General features: G+C 69.2%; 20 protein-coding genes. 15 read left to right on the forward strand and 5 right to left on the reverse strand.

Annotated elements, in window-relative coordinates; genetic code table 11:
- Nucleotides 1-22: 22 nt before the first annotated feature.
- A complete protein-coding gene (locus AC07FN_RS38190) occupies nucleotides 23-697 on the reverse strand; it encodes an AfsR/SARP family transcriptional regulator (protein ID WP_478400033.1) in 675 nt (224 codons plus the stop codon).
- 152 nt (nucleotides 698-849) lie between these two features.
- Between AC07FN_RS38190 and AC07FN_RS38195 the strand changes: the two genes are divergently transcribed.
- Nucleotides 850-2,070, forward strand: a complete 1,221-nt coding sequence (locus AC07FN_RS38195; protein WP_478400034.1) for a cytochrome P450 — start codon at nucleotides 850-852, stop codon at nucleotides 2,068-2,070.
- A 293-nt stretch (nucleotides 2,071-2,363) separates the two neighbouring features.
- Here the strand turns inward: AC07FN_RS38195 and AC07FN_RS38200 are convergent, their stop codons facing one another.
- Nucleotides 2,364-3,296: a hypothetical protein gene (locus AC07FN_RS38200; RefSeq protein ID WP_478400035.1), complete on the reverse strand. Its 933-nt coding sequence runs from the start codon at nucleotides 3,294-3,296 to the stop codon at nucleotides 2,364-2,366.
- Between the two features lie 186 nt (nucleotides 3,297-3,482).
- Nucleotides 3,483-4,370: an alpha/beta fold hydrolase gene (locus AC07FN_RS38205; protein ID WP_478400036.1), complete on the reverse strand. Its 888-nt coding sequence runs from the start codon at nucleotides 4,368-4,370 to the stop codon at nucleotides 3,483-3,485.
- Between the two features lie 76 nt (nucleotides 4,371-4,446).
- On the opposite strand from AC07FN_RS38205, the gene AC07FN_RS38210 reads away from it, so the two are divergent.
- The 3 genes from AC07FN_RS38210 to AC07FN_RS38220 all read left to right on the forward strand — a co-directional run bounded on the left by AC07FN_RS38210 (nucleotide 4,447) and on the right by AC07FN_RS38220 (nucleotide 6,185).
- Entirely contained in the window at nucleotides 4,447-5,079 is a 633-nt protein-coding gene (locus tag AC07FN_RS38210; protein WP_478400037.1) for a TetR/AcrR family transcriptional regulator, read from the forward strand.
- 60 nt (nucleotides 5,080-5,139) lie between these two features.
- Nucleotides 5,140-5,505 carry a hypothetical protein gene (locus AC07FN_RS38215; RefSeq protein WP_478400038.1) on the forward strand — a complete coding sequence of 122 codons (366 nt, stop codon included), beginning with the start codon at nucleotides 5,140-5,142 and terminating at the stop codon, nucleotides 5,503-5,505.
- Between the two features lie 86 nt (nucleotides 5,506-5,591).
- Nucleotides 5,592-6,185: a uridine kinase family protein gene (locus tag AC07FN_RS38220; RefSeq protein ID WP_478400039.1), complete on the forward strand. Its 594-nt coding sequence runs from the start codon at nucleotides 5,592-5,594 to the stop codon at nucleotides 6,183-6,185.
- 6 nt (nucleotides 6,186-6,191) lie between these two features.
- Here the strand turns inward: AC07FN_RS38220 and AC07FN_RS38225 are convergent, their stop codons facing one another.
- Nucleotides 6,192-6,545, reverse strand: coding sequence for a hypothetical protein (locus AC07FN_RS38225; protein WP_358577103.1), 354 nt, complete (start codon nucleotides 6,543-6,545; stop codon nucleotides 6,192-6,194).
- Between the two features lie 185 nt (nucleotides 6,546-6,730).
- Between AC07FN_RS38225 and AC07FN_RS38230 the strand changes: the two genes are divergently transcribed.
- The 3 genes from AC07FN_RS38230 to AC07FN_RS38240 all read left to right on the forward strand — a co-directional run bounded on the left by AC07FN_RS38230 (nucleotide 6,731) and on the right by AC07FN_RS38240 (nucleotide 9,150).
- A complete protein-coding gene (locus AC07FN_RS38230) occupies nucleotides 6,731-7,156 on the forward strand; it encodes a Fur family transcriptional regulator (protein WP_358618175.1) in 426 nt (141 codons plus the stop codon).
- 33 nt (nucleotides 7,157-7,189) lie between these two features.
- Complete coding sequence (locus AC07FN_RS38235; RefSeq protein WP_478400040.1) at nucleotides 7,190-8,653, forward strand: catalase; 1,464 nt, start codon at nucleotides 7,190-7,192, stop codon at nucleotides 8,651-8,653.
- A gap of 110 nt (nucleotides 8,654-8,763) precedes the next feature.
- Nucleotides 8,764-9,150, forward strand: a complete 387-nt coding sequence (locus AC07FN_RS38240) for an ankyrin repeat domain-containing protein (RefSeq protein ID WP_478400041.1) — start codon at nucleotides 8,764-8,766, stop codon at nucleotides 9,148-9,150.
- Nucleotides 9,151-9,452: 302 nt separating this feature from the next.
- Here AC07FN_RS38240 and AC07FN_RS38245 read toward each other — a convergent pair whose 3' ends face one another.
- Nucleotides 9,453-10,037: a TetR/AcrR family transcriptional regulator gene (locus tag AC07FN_RS38245; RefSeq protein ID WP_478400042.1), complete on the reverse strand. Its 585-nt coding sequence runs from the start codon at nucleotides 10,035-10,037 to the stop codon at nucleotides 9,453-9,455.
- Nucleotides 10,038-10,124: 87 nt separating this feature from the next.
- On the opposite strand from AC07FN_RS38245, the gene AC07FN_RS38250 reads away from it, so the two are divergent.
- From AC07FN_RS38250 to AC07FN_RS38285, 8 genes are all read left to right on the forward strand, one after another.
- The gene (locus tag AC07FN_RS38250; RefSeq protein WP_478400043.1) at nucleotides 10,125-10,793 is read left to right on the forward strand and encodes an FMN-dependent NADH-azoreductase; all 669 of its coding nucleotides are present in this window, start codon (nucleotides 10,125-10,127) and stop codon (nucleotides 10,791-10,793) included.
- Nucleotides 10,790-11,113, forward strand: a complete 324-nt coding sequence (locus AC07FN_RS38255) for a DMT family transporter (protein WP_478400044.1) — start codon at nucleotides 10,790-10,792, stop codon at nucleotides 11,111-11,113. Before AC07FN_RS38250 ends, AC07FN_RS38255 begins: the two co-directional genes overlap by 4 nt.
- Before the next feature lie 20 nt (nucleotides 11,114-11,133).
- Entirely contained in the window at nucleotides 11,134-11,361 is a 228-nt protein-coding gene (locus AC07FN_RS38260) for a hypothetical protein (protein WP_478400045.1), read from the forward strand.
- Nucleotides 11,362-12,582: 1,221 nt separating this feature from the next.
- Nucleotides 12,583-12,717: a helix-turn-helix domain-containing protein gene (locus AC07FN_RS38265; RefSeq protein WP_478400046.1), complete on the forward strand. Its 135-nt coding sequence runs from the start codon at nucleotides 12,583-12,585 to the stop codon at nucleotides 12,715-12,717.
- The gene (tnpB, locus tag AC07FN_RS38270; protein ID WP_478400047.1) at nucleotides 12,659-13,966 is read left to right on the forward strand and encodes an IS607 family element RNA-guided endonuclease TnpB; all 1,308 of its coding nucleotides are present in this window, start codon (nucleotides 12,659-12,661) and stop codon (nucleotides 13,964-13,966) included. The genes AC07FN_RS38265 and tnpB overlap by 59 nt, the downstream gene beginning before the upstream one ends.
- A 51-nt stretch (nucleotides 13,967-14,017) precedes the next feature.
- Nucleotides 14,018-14,104 carry a DUF5825 family protein gene (locus AC07FN_RS38275; RefSeq protein ID WP_358577164.1) on the forward strand — a complete coding sequence of 29 codons (87 nt, stop codon included), beginning with the start codon at nucleotides 14,018-14,020 and terminating at the stop codon, nucleotides 14,102-14,104.
- 23 nt (nucleotides 14,105-14,127) lie between these two features.
- Nucleotides 14,128-15,342 carry an MFS transporter gene (locus tag AC07FN_RS38280; RefSeq protein WP_478400048.1) on the forward strand — a complete coding sequence of 405 codons (1,215 nt, stop codon included), beginning with the start codon at nucleotides 14,128-14,130 and terminating at the stop codon, nucleotides 15,340-15,342.
- Between the two features lie 85 nt (nucleotides 15,343-15,427).
- Nucleotides 15,428-15,940 (forward strand): toxin-antitoxin system HicB family antitoxin, encoded by a 513-nt coding sequence (locus AC07FN_RS38285; RefSeq protein WP_478400049.1) that lies wholly within the window; start codon nucleotides 15,428-15,430, stop codon nucleotides 15,938-15,940.
- Nucleotides 15,941-15,947: the final 7 nt, after the last annotated feature.

The raw sequence follows: 15,947 nt of genomic DNA on the forward strand, positions 1-15,947 counted from the left end.
ATCCGGAGAGCGCGGGGGGTGGTTAGACGCCTATTGTGGCGGCCCGGTTTTCTCTCGTACGCTCGTACACGAGCATCGCCTCGGTGTCGCGCCCGTCCCCGACGAGGGCGCGCATCAACGCGGCCACGAGCCGTTCCCGCACCGGATGCGCGGCCACCAGGTCGGTCAGTTCCGTGACCAGCTCCGCGCCGTGGCCGAGGCTGATCTCCGCATCGAACCGATCCTCCATGGCTGCCAGGCGCAGCCCTTCGAGCCGGGTGACCGCCGCGTCGAACGCTGCGCTATCGGCCAGACCGACGTCCTGCATGGCCGAACCGCGCCACAACGCGAGGGCCTCGCGCAGCCGCTGCACGCCCCGTGCATCCGCGTCGTCGCGGGCGTGGGCGACGAGGCGTTCGAAACGCACGGCGTCGACGGCGTCGGGTTCCACCCTCAGCCGGTAGCCGTTCGGCTGCCCCTCGACCGACCCTTCCGGCAGCACCTTCCGCAGCCGGGAAACCAAGCGCTGCAAGGCATTCGTCGCGTCGGCGGGCGGGTTCTCGCCCCAGATCCAGTCGACGAGCGTCGCCTTCGGGACCACGCGACCCGGTTCGAGCGCGAGCGCGATCAACAGCCCGCGCAACCGGACGCCCGGCACGTCGGCTAGGACGCCGTCATCCGCGCGAACCTCGAATGATCCAAGCATCCCGATCTGCACCCGGCCGATTTTGCCATGGGCGATGGGCAGTCCTCCGGCTGTTGGCGCGACGCAGGAGGCGTTTCCGCCGTGGTCGGTGTCAGAGCCGTGTCAGGCGCATGTCAGGTCCGGCGGTGATCGTGGCTGCAACGACCGCCACGAAAGGAAGACCGATGACTCAAGCGGTTCCCATCCCGCAGGGCCTCCCCATGGAGCGGAATGCGGGCCCCTTCGACCCGCCCCGCGAGATCTCCCGGCTGCGCGACGCTCGCCCGGTCAGTCCCATGCTCTTCCCCGACGGTCACGAGGGCTGGCTCGTCACCGGCTACGAGGCGGTCCGCCAGCTCCTGGCCGACACCCGGTTCAGCTCCCGCCAGGACATCGGTGTGATCCACGTGCCGTACGAGACCCCCGGCATGCCCGTCGCCACCGAACCTTCCCCGCCGATGCCGGGCCTGTTCGTCGCCATGGACCCGCCGGACCACACCCGGCTGCGGCGCAAGCTCACCGGCGCCTTCACCGTCAAGCGCATGAGGATGCTCGAAGAGCAGATCATCGCCGTCACCGAGCGGCAGCTGGACGAGCTCGCGCGCCTGGCCCCGCCGGTCGACCTGGTCAAGGAGTTCGCGCTGCCGGTGCCCTCGCTGGTGATCTGCGAACTGCTCGGCGTCCCGTACGCGGACCGGGAGACCTTCCAGGCCAACTCCTCCCAGTTCATGGTCAAGGACCAGACGCTCGAAGAGAAGATGGCCGCGATCGGCGCCATGAACGCGTACCTCGCCGAACTGGTCACGAGCAAGCGCACCGAACCCGGCGACGACATCCTGTCCGACCTGGCCCGCCACGACGACCTCACCATCGAGGAGCTGACCGGCGCGGCCTTCCTGCTGCTGCTCGCGGGCCACGAGACCACCGCCAACATGCTGGCGCTGGGCACGTTCGCGCTCTTGGAGCACCCTGAGCAGCTGGCCGAACTCCGCGCCGACCCGGATCTGCTCCCGGACGCCGTCGAGGAGCTCATGCGCTACCTGTCCGTCGGCGACGTCTTCTACCGCTACGCCGCGGAGGACATCGAACTCGGCGGTGAAACGATCCGCGAGGGATCGACCGTCGTCGTCTCGCTGCTGGCCGCCAACCGCGACCCCCAGCGCTTCGACGACCCCGACACCCTGGACATCCACCGCAAGGCCCGCGGTCACCTGTCCTTCGGTCACGGCATCCACCAATGCCTCGGCCAGCAACTGGCCCGCATCGAGATGCGCGCCGGTTTCGACGGACTGCTGCGCCGCTTCCCGGCCCTCGAACTCGCCGTCCCCGCCGACGAGGTGAAGCTCAAGACCGACATGAACATCTACGGAGTCCACGAACTACCGGTCACCTGGACGACCCGGTAGAACGGGGAAAGCGCCTGCCGAGCCTGTCCTCTGGATCGGTTCCACCCGGTTCAGCGGACAGGTTGCCAGGAGAAAAACAAGGTGACCGGCCGGTGACTCGCACCGCCCGAAGTCGTGGGTCATCGACGGCGGCGCCGGGGTTGCTCTAATAGGGGAAGACGTCCCGGTAGTACTTCTCGGGCGGTGGCTCGTAGGCGGCGTCGAACCAGTCGTGCGCTATCGACAACCGTCCGGACAAGCGGGACAGGATCGCTTCTGCGGCACCTAATATCGCGGGGAACAAGAACTTCAGCTCAGGGCATGCGGTGTCCGCCGCGAGGAGCAGTGCGCGGAAGTAGAACTCGACCGACTCGTGCGCGTACCTCCTGCGGTAGCCGGTTTCGTGCACCAGGAGGTAGCAGAGCCGGCGTCCGCCGAGCCGGTACAGGCGGACCAGCAGGCCGACGGCCAAGCGGGTCGCGTCCGGGGCGTGCGGTAGCCAGCCGGTCGCGGCTGGGGATTTCCCCCATCCAGGTCGACTCGTGGACCAGCAGGCTGATCGGATCGTCCTCGGGGACCGTCAACTCGCCGCACGAGGAGAAGTCCACATGCACGATGGGATTCGATTCGAACGGAGAACCTGCGCCCGGCGACCAGTTCGCCACCAATTCCTGCACCGACCGACGCTGCTCCGCCACCGACTTCCGGCCGCGCCACATCTCGGGCCACTCGAGTATCAGGTTCTTCGGTGCCACGTCGCGAAACGGGACGAGGCAGGACACCTGCCTCAGGCAGTCCTCCGCCGACCGCGCCTCGGTTTCGATCGCGACCATGTCCAGGCCGAGCCCCAGGCCGTGGTCGATGATCGCCAGCAGGGTCGTCAGCTTCTGCCGCACCGGGTACAACTTCGGGGCGGCGTGCCCGCGCCCCGCATCTCGTACGAGCACCTCCTGCAAAGCCGCGCAGGACGCCGCGCAACGTTCAACGAGGAGACTTCGAAGCCGGTTCGCGCGGTCGTCGACCCCCTCCAGCTCCCGCAGCAGCTCAAGCGCGTTGTACACGCGGATGCCTTCCACGTACCGCAGGTCGACGTAGTTGTCGGCGACCCCGACGACCGACGGGGTGGAACCGCCGGCCAGCTCACCCGCGATGCTCAGGTAGCGGACCTCCGAATCAGCCTGCCTGCGGTCGGAGAAGTGCTTGCGCAACACCCGAGCCCCGCCGTCCCCGACGACCACTTCCAGCAACCGCTGCTCTTTCCACAGGTCGTCGCGGAAGAGCGAAAGATGTCCGACCGACGTGGAGCGGCGGAGCGTCAGGAGAGCACCGCCGCTAGCGGAGCGTCCTCGTGACAGCGGCAGCGGCCGCGGCAGAAGCGCCAGACATGCTGCGCAGGCTAGCACCGCGATGAGCGCGTGCCACAACGGTTTTCGCTATGCCGCCGGCTTGAGGTGCCTGGTCAGGAAAGCGATCTGATCCGCTACGGCCTGCCCGACGGCCGGTGGGTGGTAGATCGTGAAGTGGTCGGCGTCGTAGTGCTTGAGGACCGCGCGAGGCGCGGTGGCGGCGACCTTCGCCGCGATCGCCGGATCGATGAGGTTCTCGTGGTCGCACGCGCACACCAGCAGTGGACAACGCACGCGCGCGGCCTGCGCGGACGCGTTGTAGAACAACATGTCCAGACCCGAGCCGGCGGTGATCCGGTTGTCGAACCGGTAGCCGGGCGGCGTGACCGACTGCCAGCCCTCCAGCGCCCCGGGCTGGTTGACGAACGCCAGCTCGCCGGGCCGGCCCACGAGCTGCACGTATCGCCGGGGAAGGCGGAGCGCGGTGCGCACCAGGTCGGAGATGATCGGCACGGTGAACCGGGCGAGGTGCCGCACTCCCGCCCGGGCGACGACCGCGCGCCCGTTGAGCACCGGGCATTGCACGACCGCGGCGGCGAGCTCGGGATGGCGAGCGGCCGCCGTGATCACGTGGCTCGCGCCGAAGGACGTTCCCCACAACGCCATCCGCTCGGGATCGAGTTCGGGGTGGGAGCGGGCGAACGCGAGAGCGGCGTCGACGTCGGTGGCGTACCGGCGCCGGCTCACCAGTTGGCGCGGCCGGCCGCCCGATTCGCCGAGGTGGCGGAAGTCGAACGCCACCACAGCCATGCCCGCGTCGGAGAACCACTTCTCGTATTGGCCGAGCATCATCTCGTGCGTTGCCCCGCCGCCGTGCACCAGCACGACGACCGGATGCGGTCCCGGGCCGGCCGGCAGCGTCAGCCACGCCGCGCACCGGTCGTCGCCGGAGGAGAAGGTCGTGCGGATCGTCATCGCGCCTCGCTTTAGGTACGTTGTACGTGAACGGCGCCGAGTTAAACACGTACGACGTACTTAATCAAGGAGGGGCATGCCCGCACCCAGGAAGTTCACGCGGGAACAGCTGCAGGCCGCCGCCCTGGCGCTGGTCGACGAGCAGGGGCTGGCCGGGTTGACCATGCGCAGCCTCGCGACGGCGCTGGGCACCGGTCCGATGACGATCTACAACTACGTAGACGGGCGCGAAGGGCTGGAGCAGCTGGTCACCGAGGCGGTAATGGCCCAGGCGAGCTGGGCGGCCGAACCTCCCGGCGACTGGGCGGACGAGGCGCTCGCGGTCGCGGAGGGGATGTGGCGCGCCGTGCGCGCTCACCCGCACGCCATCCCGCTGATCCTCACCCGGCGCAGCCTCGACGTGGCCACGCTCGCGCCGGCCGAGGCGCTGTTGCAGGCGCTCGCGCGCGGCGGCCGGTCCGGGGCCGAGCTTCTCGTGGCGTTCCGCGTGGTGTCCGGATTCATCACGGGTTTCGCCCAGGCCGAACTCGCCGGCCCGCTGTCCGCGGCGCGAGACGAGGACCTCTCGGCGATCATCGATCGGGTCGAAACCCTGCCGTCCGAACGCTTTCCGAAGCTGATCGAGATCGCGCGCGCCGCCGCCGGGACCGAACCCGAGGCCGAATTCCGCGCTGGGCTGCGGATAGTCCTGGCGGGGCTCAAGGCGTAGGCGGCGTGCGCACCGGGCGAAGGTGCTCTTCCGGCGGGCCGGCGTTGGTAATCTTCGGGCATGCCTGTTCCCGGGGCCGTTCGCGAGCGAATCCGCGCCTTCTTGGACGAGGGCGACGAGATCCGGTACGTCTTTCCCGCCACCATTCCGATGAGCATTCAGTCGAGCGTTCTGGTCGTCGTGAGCCGCGCGGCCATCACCGTGCTGTCGACCGGTTTCTGGTCCACGAAGGTGCCGAAGTCGGTCGTCGCGCGGCTTCCGCGCAACACCGTTCTCGGCCCGGTGAGCACGCAGACCACGCCGTACTTCAGCCTGGACGGCATCGACTACGAGATCGACGACGAGTACGTCGCCGTGGTCAACGCCGCCGATGCGGAAATCGCGTCGCCGCAAGACCTTCCGCAGGATCCGCTGCCGGACCTCTGACTCCGCGGTGCCCGGCGGTCCGGCGGCGCTCCGGATCCGTGATACTCCGGTGGTTTCGTCCGGCGGGTCGTGGTTGGGGTTATTCGTTGAGTGTTGGGTCTGCTGTGCTGGCCGGGCTCGTGCGGCGGGCGCGCGCCGGTTCTCCCCGGCTCGGTCCTTCCGGCGGGGAGGGGCGGCTCGTCGTCGTCGACGGGCCCGCCGGTTCGGGCAAGACGACGCTCGCCGCTCAGCTCGCGGAGGCGCTGCCCGCCCAGGTCGTGCACATGGACGATCTGTACGAGGGGTGGAGCGGGATGGCCGGTGGCGTCGAGCGGCTCGGTGCTCAGGTGCTCGATCCGCTGGCCGCCGGCCGGGACGGGCGGTACCAGCGGTACGACTGGGACGCCGGCGCGTTCGCGGAATGGCACGACGTTCCGCGCGCTCCCTACCTCGTCGTCGAGGGCTGCGGCGCGGGAGCGCGGCGGTTCGCCGACCTCACGACGCTCCTGGTGTGGGTCGAGGCGGAGGACGCAGAGCGCCTCGATCGCGGCATCGAGCGTGACGGCGACGACGCGCGCGGCCACTGGCACGCGTGGATGGCCGCCGAGCGCGCGGTCTACCAGACCGAGGGCACCGCTCGGCGGGCCGACGTGCGCCTCGACGGGTGGGGCGCGGTCACCTGGCCCGCGACGGGTCTGTAGGGACGGCTAGACGTCGAGGTACCGGTGCCGGTCGTCGGCGGGCGAGATCAGGACTCGGCCTTCGCGGATCTGCCATTCGCTGGTGCCGTCGATCTCGTGGCTCGCGAGGAACAGGCCCCGGACTCGGTCGCCGTCCTCGTCGGAGGCGGGGACCCGGGCGATCTCGGTGAGCTGGTCGAGCAGCCAGCTCACCGCGAGCTCTCGGACGTCGCCGCCGTAGAAGGCGTAGCAGGTCCAGTTGAAGTGCCGCCGGGGCAGGCCCCAGCCGTGGGAGTAGTGGTCGTCGTCGTGCGCGGAGATGATCTCCCGGATGGCGGCGAGCTGCTTCTGGTCGCACTCCAGCCAGCCTCTGATCGACACGTAGACACCCACTCGTCAGCCCTCCGTCACTCACACGGGTAATCATGATCTTCGGGCATGTTCGGCCCGTTTGGCCAGGTCGTGCCTGGTGTGGCGCTCGTGCGCGGGGTTCTTCGCCGCTGCCGGAGGGGCGCCGCGCGCGTCTTTATTTGATTCGTTCCAGAAAAGCTGGTAGGTATGGGTACATGCCGTCCATCGATGCCGCCGCCCTCCTCAAGGGGGCGTCGTTGCGGGTGACCCGTCCGCGGGTCGCCGTGCTCACGATGGTCTCGGACAATCCGCATGCGGACACCGACACCATCGCGACGGCGGTCCGCCGCGAGCTGGGTTCGGTGTCGACCCAGGCGGTCTACGACGTCCTGCGCGCGCTGACCGAGGCGGGCCTGGTCCGCCGCATCGAGCCGGCCGGTTCGCCCGCCCGGTTCGAGACGCGCGTGGGCGACAACCACCACCATCTGGTGTGCCGCAACTGCGGTGCCATCGCCGACGTCAACTGCGCCGTGGGCGAGGCGCCCTGCCTGCACACCGAGGACCCGCACGGATTCGTGCTCGACGAGGCCGAGGTGACCTTCTGGGGCATCTGCCCCGACTGCCTCTCCCGTGCCGAGTGAGCCAGCCAACATCCCACCACCGAGGAGCGAGTTTTGCCCGAGAACAACCAGAAACCGTTGACCACGGTGGCCGGTGCGCCGGTCCCTGACAACCAGAACTCCCTGACCGCCGGTCCGCGCGGCCCGATGCTGCTGCAGGACGTCTGGTTCCTGGAGAAGCTGGCGCACTTCGACCGCGAGGTCATCCCGGAGCGCCGGATGCACGCCAAGGGCTCGGGCGCTTTCGGCACCTTCACGGTGACCAACGACATCACCCAGTACACCAAGGCGAAGATCTTCTCCGAGATCGGCAAGAAGACCGACCTGTTCGTCCGGTTCTCGACCGTCGCCGGAGAGCGCGGCGCGGCCGACGCCGAGCGCGACATCCGCGGCTTCGCGCTGAAGTTCTACACCGACGAAGGCAACTGGGACATCGTCGGCAACAACACCCCGGTGTTCTTCTTCCGCGACCCGCTGAAGTTCCCCGACCTCAACCACGCCGTGAAGCGCGACCCGCGCACCAACCTGCGCAACGCCGAGAACAACTGGGACTTCTGGACCAACCTCCCCGAGGCGCTGCACCAGGTCACGATCGTGATGTCGGAGCGCGGCATCCCGGCGTCCTACCGCCACATGCACGGCTTCGGCTCGCACACCTACAGCTTCATCAACGCCGAGGGCGAGCGGTTCTGGGTCAAGTTCCACCACCGCACCCAGCAGGGCATCAAGAACCTGACCGACGCCGAGGCCGAGGCGCTGGTCGGCAAGGACCGCGAGTCCCACCAGCGCGACCTCTTCGACGCGATCGAGCGCGGCGACTTCCCGAAGTGGAAGCTGTACGTGCAGATCATGTCGGAGGCCGACGCCGACACGTACAAGTACCACCCGTTCGACCTGACCAAGGTGTGGTCCAAGAAGGACTACCCGCTGATCGAGGTCGGTGAGTGGGAGCTCAACCGCAACCCCGACAACTACTTCGCCGACGTGGAGCAGGCCGCGTTCACCCCGGCGAACGTGGTGCCGGGCATCAGCTTCTCGCCCGACAAGATGCTGCAGGGCCGGCTGTTCTCCTACGGTGACGCCCAGCGGTACCGCCTGGGTGTGAACCACCACCAGATCCCGGTCAACGCGCCGAAGAACCCGGTGAACTCCTACCACCGCGACGGTGCCATGCGCATCGACGGCAACCAGGGCGCCACCCCGGGCATCGAGCCGAACTCCTACGGCCGCTGGCAGGAGCAGGCCTCCTACCGCGACCCGGTGCAGGCCGTGGGTGCCGTCGCCGACCGGTTCAACTACCGCGAGGACGACGACAACTACTTCGAGCAGCCCGGCATCCTGTTCCGCAACATGTCGCCGGAGCAGCAGCAGGTGCTCTTCGAGAACACCGCGCGGGCGATCGACGGCGCCTCGCAGGCGACCATCGAGCGGCACATCGCCAACTGCACCAAGGCCGACGCGGCCTACGGCGAGGGCGTCCGCAAGGCGATCGAGGCCCTGGCTGCGAGCAAGGGCTGACGCCGCCTAGGTCTTCGACCTGGACAGCAGGAACGGCGGCCACGGGAAGCCGTGGCCGCCGTTCCTGTTCCGGAACCGGAATTCCCAGACGTGATCAGGAAGAGCTGCTGATGAGCCACGGTGGACTGACCCCGGAGCAGACCGAGCGCGTCGTGGCGATCGCCATGGACCTGGCCCGGGAAGGCGAAACCGCGCAGCTGGCGGAGTTCGTCGACCACGGGCTCCCGGTCGACGTGGCCGATCAGGGCGGCAACACCTTGCTCATGCTCGCGGCTTACCACGGGCACGCCGGAACGGTGCGCGCGCTGCTCGACCGCGGCGCGAATCCCGACCTGCGCAACAAGCGCGACCAGGCGCCGATCGCCGGTGCGCTGTTCAAGGGCGCAGATGAGGTGGTGGCCGTGCTCCGCGAGGCCGGCGCGGACCTCGACGCGGGGACGCCCAGCGCGCGGGCCGCCGCCACCATGTTCGGCCGGGAGCACCTCCTCGCAGACTGAGGCACGACCTCGTCACATTGATTTCAACTGCATTGAGGTTTTTCCATCCTCGTTTTGCGTGGCGGTGCGGGTGGCGGAATCTCAGAGGCTCCCTGGTCTGTGGGTGCCCCTCCTGATGTATGCCCAATACACGGCGGAGGGGCCGTCCTCGCCAGGAAACCTCTGAGAACCCGCGGGGGCGCCGGTGTCGTAGGTGGGCTATGCGCCTGCGGCGCATGCGACAGCCCATCGACGTGCAACTTTGCGACCCGCGGCTGCGGGCCGACCAGGACGAAAAACGCTCATTGCAGGGGGTTTCGCCCTCACAGGATTCTGCGGGCCAATTCCGCCAAGGCCGCTTTGATCCGCTTCGCCTCCATTCCCAGGGTTTCGTGCTGGTGCCGGAAGACCTCCGGGGCCAGCGGCGCCAGCAGGGAGTCCGTCAGGGATTCCGGGTCTGCCAGGGAAGATTCCGCGAGCAGCGAGCGGACGTGCGCTCGCCAGAACCCGTAGGCGCCCGTCTCGAACCGGGATCTGCCCACTTCGGTGCCCAGGACCAGGTGGATGTGCCGCTCCAGCAGGTCGACCATGGCCTCGTAGAAGGCCGCCAGGCGCTCGGCCGGCGGCGCGCCCGGTCCCAGCGGCGGGTCGCCGCGCAGCAACTTCTCCTGCAGTGCTCGCTCGTGCTCGTCCAGCAGGGCCGTGGCGATGGATGCGCGATCCGGGTAGCGCCGGTACAAGGTCGCGCGTCCCACGCCGGCTGCGTTCGCGATGTCCTCCATCGTCACGCTCTGGGCGCTGCGGGTCGCGAACAGCTCCTCGGCCGCGGCCAGGATGCGGGCGCGGTTGCGGGCCGCGTCCGCGCGCTCGCGCCCGCGCTGGTTCGGTCGCAGCAGGTCACCGTCCATGGGGGCAGCCTAGGGAATATCCGGACAGCGCGTCCAGTTATGGTCGACGACACAACCGGACACGCTGTCCACTTGAAGGAGTCGACCATGCTGCTCCACCTCGACGCCAGCGCGCGAAGCCGCTCGTTCTCCCGGGCGCTCACCGAGCGCTTCGCCCTCGCCTGGCAGGCCGCCAACCCCGGTCAGGACTACGTCCACCGCGACCTCGCTGCGGAGCCGGTGCCGCCGATCGGGCAGGCGTGGACCGAGATCTGCGACGACCTCCTGCGGCACGGGATCACCGAGCCCGACCGCTACCGCGAGGCCGTTCGCACGCCGGAGCAGCGCGCCGCGTGGGCCGTGCTCGAACCGCTGCTGTCCGAGCTGCTCGCCGCCGACGTCGTGCTCATCGGCAGCCCCATGTACAACTTCTCGATCCCCGCGGCGCTGAAGCTGTGGATCGACCAGGTCACGTTCCCGCGGATGTCCCTGGCCGGCCGGTCCTTCGTGGTCGTGAACGCGCGCGGTGGGTCCTACCTCCCGGGAACGCCCCGGGAGCCGGTCGACCACCAGGAGCGGTACTTGCGGGACTTCTTCGCCGGGCACTTCTCGGTCGACGACGTCACCTTCATCAACTCCGAACTCACCAACGCGCTGGTCGATCCGCAGATCGAGCACCTCGCGGAGCAGCAGCGGGCGTCCGCGACGTCGGCGGAGCAGCGGGTGGACGCGGTCGTCGCCGATCTGTCGGCGCGACGCGCGGGAGGCGTGCGGTGAACTGGCTGCTGCTGATCGCGGCGGGACTGGTCGAGGTGGCTTGGGTGCAGAGCATCAAGCCCACCGAGAACTTCACCAAGCCGCTGCCGACGCTGCTGTGCCTCGTGCTCTGCGCCGCCGCCGTCTACCTGTTGTCGCGAGCGATGAACACGGTGCCGGTCGGCACGGCTTACCTGGTCTTCACCGGGATCGGGGCGGCGGGGGCGATCGTGCTCGGCATCCTCCTCTACCGGGATCCCGTCAGCCTCGGGCGGATCCTCGCGCTCGCGCTGATCGTGGGCGGCGTCGCGCTCGCCAGGGTGAGCGAGACGGCCCAGTAGAACCGGAAACGGCCGACGACGTGCGCGCGCCGTCGGCCGCAAGTTCGTTCGGCGAACTGGGGATCCGCCTGGGAATCCGCATCGACCGGAACCGGGAAGTGCGCGACGAGGAGCAGATTCCGGCCGGTCGCGCCGGCACCTTCCGCGCATTGGCGCGTTCGGCATTGGCCGGGGCCGCGCGGGCCGGCGCCGTATTGGCGGAATCGGCGGTAACGGCACTGATCGTCGCGCTGTTCCAGAACCTGTAGCCGGCAATGCCGACAACGGGAGCAAAAGCATCCGGCGATCGGTCTTCGCTCTCGCTCCTCGGTGGGAAAACCGAGAAAACTGCGGGTGTTTCGTGTTCTCCGTTCGGGGCGATCGGGTGAATTCCGGCTTGCGCGCGGTGCCCGGCGGTCGGCATCGTTGGGCGACTCGGGCCTTGTCCTAGGGGAGGACATCGTTTCGGCCGACGGGTTATCGGGGGAGGGGGTGAAGTCTGTGAAGAAGACGACCGTGCACAACGACCCGAAGGCGATCGGCGGGACCGGCACCTCGGGGGTGCGGGTTTCGAAGTGACGCCGGCGGGGCCGGTGGGGTGTCGCCCCGCCGGCCCTCCGGCCTGCTCGGAAGGTGACCGGATCGCATGGACGTGACACTGGTGAACATGCCGTGGGCATCGGTCGGCTACCCGTCGCTGGCCTGCGGAATCCTGAAGACCGCCGTCGAACGCGGTGGGGTGCACCGCGTTCGAGTGGTCGACGCGAACCTCGACTTCTTCGACTGGATGTACCAGAACCTGGGCACCCGGCTGCGCGAGTACGACTTCTTCTCGCTGGACTCCTACTTCGAGGGCTGCGGGGACTGGGTCTTCACCGCCGCCCTGCACGGGGTGCGCGGCTGGCGCGCCGCGGAGTTCCGGGAGGCGATGACCGGGCGCATCGACGCGGACCGGCTGGAGCTGTGCCTGCGGCTGCACGACCTCGTGCCCGACTGGATCTCGGCCTACGCCAAGGAAATCGCCGACGCCGCGGGCGGCCTGATCGGGTTCACCACCACGTTCCAGCAGAACACCGCTTCGCTGGCCCTGGCCCGCGAGCTCAAGCTGCTGGACCCCGCGTCGCGGATCGTGTTCGGCGGCGCGAACTGCGACGGCCCGCAGGGCGCCGCCTGGCACCGCAACTTCGAGTTCGTCGACTTCGTCGTGCGCGGCGAAGGGGAACTCGCGCTGCCCGCGCTGGTCGAACACCTCGACCGCGGCGGCGACCCGGCGCGGGTGCCGGGTCTGTGCCCCGGATTTCGACGGCTACCTGGAGCGGTTCGCCGAATGCGCCGCCGCGGTCGAGACCGAACCCAAGCTCGTGGTGGAGGGCGCCGCGTGGCTGCTGGTGGGGCGAGAACTGCTCGGTCGAATGTGCCGAGAGGTGGGGAATGTGGCGGTTTGGCGGTTCGTGGGGATTGTCGGTGCCGGTCGGTACTGTTCGGCGTTGATGAGCACGGTGTTGCAGGCGTACCGGTTCGCGCTGGACCCGAATCCTGGGCAGGAGTCGGCGTTGCGGTCGCATTGTGGCGCGCAGCGGTTCGCGTTCAACTGGGGGGCTGGGGTGCATCAAGGCCAAGGTTGATCAACGGAAAGCTGAAGCATCTTACGGCCTGGACGAGGATGAGTTGACGCCGTCTGTGAGCTGGTCGGCCTACAGCTTGCGGAAGGACTGGAACCAGGTCAAGGACGCGGTTGCGCCGTGGTGGCAGGAAAATTCGAAGGAGGCGTACTCGTCTGGCTTGGCCAATCTGGCGGCCGCGCTGAAGAACTGGGGCGACTCGAACAAGGGCAAGCGCAAGGGCCGCAAGGTCGGGTTCCCGAGGTTCAAGGGCAGGCGGGCTGGGTTGTCGTGCCGGTTCACTACCGGCAGCTTCGGTCTCGACCGTGACCGGCGGTACGTCAAACTGCCCCGAATCGGGGTGGTGCGCACAGATGAGTCCACTCGCAAGCTCGCTCGTCATCTGGAATGCGGGAGGGCGCGGATCCGATCGGCGACGGTGTCGTATCGGGCGGGGCGATGGTTCGTGTCGTTCTCGGTGGAGATCACCCGTGACGATCCCGCCCCTGTCCAGCCGGGTGTGACGGTGGGTGTGGATCTCGGGATCAAGTCCCTCGCCGTGCTGTCCACCGGAGAGGTGATCGCCAACCCGAAGCACCTCGAAGTGGCACAACGCGAGTTGCGACGGTTGCAGCGTCAGGCTTCGCGACGTCAAGGCCCGGACCGGCGTACCGGGCAGAAGCCGTCGAATCGTTGGCGGAAGACTCAAGCCCGCATCGTCAGGCTTCACACCATGGTGGCCAACGCGCGCCGTGACGGACTGCACAAGCTCACCACCCGGCTTGTGCGGACTTTCGGTGCGATCGTGTTGGAAGACCTCAACGTGGCGGGCATGACGAAAAACCGCCGCTTGGCGCGGCAGGTTGCGGGTGTCGGCATGGCCGAACTCCGACGACAGGTCGAGTACAAAGCCTCCTGGTCTGGTGTGTACGTGCACGTCGCGGACCGGTGGTATCCCAGCTCTAAAGCGTGTTCGGATTGTGGCGTGGTGAAAGCCAAGCTGCGCCTGTCCGATCGTGTTTTCACCTGCTCTTCCTGCGGGATGAGCATGGATCGTGATCTCAACGCGGCCCACAACCTCGCCAAGCTTGCTGAGGCCACGACGTCCTCCCCGAGTTGCGGGGCGACAGTAAACGAGCCCGATGGAAACCCACACAAGACCCGCACCACGCGGGCAGCGGGTATCGCCACGGGAAGACCCGCGCCGAAGGGCACGGGCCAACGTCGGCACCGCAAGGTGTCGGCTCACGACACGCTTTCACACGTTTCGTGAACGGCGAGAAGCACCACTGCACGTTCGTTCTGCGGCCTCAACGGGTCGTTCATGCGCCTGCTGGTCCGCGCGGGCGGGCTGCGCTGGTGGGCACCGGCCCGGCTGCGGCGCTGGCCGGTGCCCGCGATGGTGGTCTGAACGGCGCGGGAGGCGGCTTGCGGATGAGTGGTCCGGCACCGGGGGTGCGTTCCCGGCCGTTCGGGCTCCTGCTCGGTGCTTGGGCCGTTTCGTCGGTCGGCGACGGGATCCGGGCGGCGGCGCTGCCGCTGTTCACGGCGGTCAGCACGCGCGATCCGGTGGCCGTTTCGGCGGTTGCGGCGGCGACCGTGCTGCCGTGGCTGCTGGTCGCCTTGCCCGCGGGGGCGATGGTCGACCGGTGGCGGCCCCGCCACGCGCTGATCTGCGCGCACGCCTTCCGCTGCGCCGTCACGTTCGTGCTGGCCGGCCTGATCCACGCCGGCAACGCCGGGCTGCCCGCGTTGCTGGTGTGCGGTTTCCTGCTCAGCAGCGCGGAAACGTTCGCCGATTCGGCGGCGCAGACGCTGCTGGTGTCGTTGGCCGGATCGGCGGAGCTGGAACGCGCCAACGGCCGGTTCGTCAGCGTGGAGACGGCCGGTGTCGAGATCGCGGGCCCGTTGGCGGCGGCGGTGCTGTTCGCGTGGGATCCCGCGCTGTGCTTCGCGGCGAACGCGCTCGCGCTGGGGCTGGCGCTGCTCCTGGTGATCGCCGTGCCCGGCCAGGCGGCACCGGCCCAGGAGCGCGAAGCGACGTCGTTGCGCGCGGAAGTGCTCGCGGGGCTGCGCTTCCTGGTGCGCAGCCCGGACTTGCGCGCGGTCGTCGGCGTCGTCGGCGTGACCGCGCTGCTCACCAGCGGCGTCAACGCGGTGGCGTTCCTGTTCGCGATCGAGTCGCTGCGCCTGCCCGCGGCGTCCGTGCCGACGCTGCTGGTCTGCACCGCGATCGGCACGCTGCTGGCCGCCCCGGTCGCGTCCCGGCTGGCCGGCCGGCTGGGCGGCGGATCGGTGATGATCGGCGCTTTGTTCGTGCTGGCCGCGGGAATCGCGCTGCTCGGGGTGGTGCGGGCACCGGGCGGAGCGTGGGTCGCGTACTTCGTGATGGGGCTGGGCGCGGGCGCGTGGAACGTGCTGTCCGCGGCCAACCGCCAGCGCCTGACGCCGCGCCCGATGATGGGCCGGGTGACCAGCGCGCACCGGGTGCTCGCCTGGGGCCTGATGCCACTGGGTGCCGCGCTCGCCGGGCCGCTCGCCGAAGTCACGTCGCTGCGCGCGGTGATCCTCGGCGCGGCGTTGCTGACGGTCGCGGTGGCCATCGCCGCCGCGCCGCGCCTGCGCGGCGTCAGCCAGCCGAAACGCTGATCGTTCTCGGTCGTGGACCGGGACCGCGCCGCGTCGAGTGCCATGGATGGTTGCACTGGTGCCATGTTGGTGCCATGATGATGCCATGGATATTGGGGTGTATGTCGACGGCATCCGGCGGGAGCTGGCCGTCGCTGCCGAAGTCGGCGGTGACGATGCCCGGGAGCTCGCCGAGCGGCTCACGACGCCATTGGAGTCCGCCCTCCGGCTGACGCTGCTGGACGCGTTGTCGTCGGCTGCCGACGAGATCACCCGCGAGCTCGCGCCGGGATCGGTGGACCTGCGGTTCCGCAGCGGGGAAGCGGAATTCGTCGTGACGGCGCCACCGGTGGCGCACGGCGAGGCGGCCGCCGGCGGCGAGAGCGCGCCGGCGGAGGTCCGGCCGGTCCTGGAGGCCGACGAAGGCGCCATGTCGCGGATCAACGTCCGGATGCCCGAAAGGCTCAAGGCCCGCGTTGAGGAAGCGGCCGGGCGAGAAGGGCTGTCGGTCAACGCGTGGCTCGTCCGGGCGGCCGCCGCTGCGGTGGAACCCGACCAGCGGCCCGCCGGGCGCGGCACCGGCCGGCGCGGACAGCGCTATACCGGGTGGGCGCGCTAGCGGCGCG

The organism is Saccharopolyspora sp. NPDC045941 (genome assembly GCF_056431445.1).

Excerpts from the sequence above, each read along its gene's own strand:
- AC07FN_RS38275 (WP_358577164.1), top strand. The coding sequence starts at position 14,018 with ATGCGCCTGCTGGTCCGCGCGGGCGGGCTGCGCTGGTGGGCACCGGCC.
- AC07FN_RS38195 (WP_478400034.1), top strand. The coding sequence starts at position 850 with ATGACTCAAGCGGTTCCCATCCCGCAGGGCCTCCCCATGGAGCGGAAT.
- AC07FN_RS38230 (WP_358618175.1), top strand. The coding sequence starts at position 6,731 with ATGCCGTCCATCGATGCCGCCGCCCTCCTCAAGGGGGCGTCGTTGCGG.
- AC07FN_RS38210 (WP_478400037.1), top strand. The coding sequence starts at position 4,447 with ATGCCCGCACCCAGGAAGTTCACGCGGGAACAGCTGCAGGCCGCCGCC.
- AC07FN_RS38250 (WP_478400043.1), top strand. The coding sequence starts at position 10,125 with ATGCTGCTCCACCTCGACGCCAGCGCGCGAAGCCGCTCGTTCTCCCGG.
- AC07FN_RS38240 (WP_478400041.1), top strand. The coding sequence starts at position 8,764 with ATGAGCCACGGTGGACTGACCCCGGAGCAGACCGAGCGCGTCGTGGCG.
- AC07FN_RS38215 (WP_478400038.1), top strand. The coding sequence starts at position 5,140 with ATGCCTGTTCCCGGGGCCGTTCGCGAGCGAATCCGCGCCTTCTTGGAC.
- AC07FN_RS38280 (WP_478400048.1), top strand. The coding sequence starts at position 14,128 with ATGAGTGGTCCGGCACCGGGGGTGCGTTCCCGGCCGTTCGGGCTCCTG.
- AC07FN_RS38265 (WP_478400046.1), top strand. The coding sequence starts at position 12,583 with ATGAGCACGGTGTTGCAGGCGTACCGGTTCGCGCTGGACCCGAATCCT.
- AC07FN_RS38245 (WP_478400042.1), bottom strand. The coding sequence starts at position 10,037 with ATGGACGGTGACCTGCTGCGACCGAACCAGCGCGGGCGCGAGCGCGCG.
- AC07FN_RS38285 (WP_478400049.1), top strand. The coding sequence starts at position 15,428 with ATGGATATTGGGGTGTATGTCGACGGCATCCGGCGGGAGCTGGCCGTC.
- AC07FN_RS38205 (WP_478400036.1), bottom strand. The coding sequence starts at position 4,370 with ATGACGATCCGCACGACCTTCTCCTCCGGCGACGACCGGTGCGCGGCG.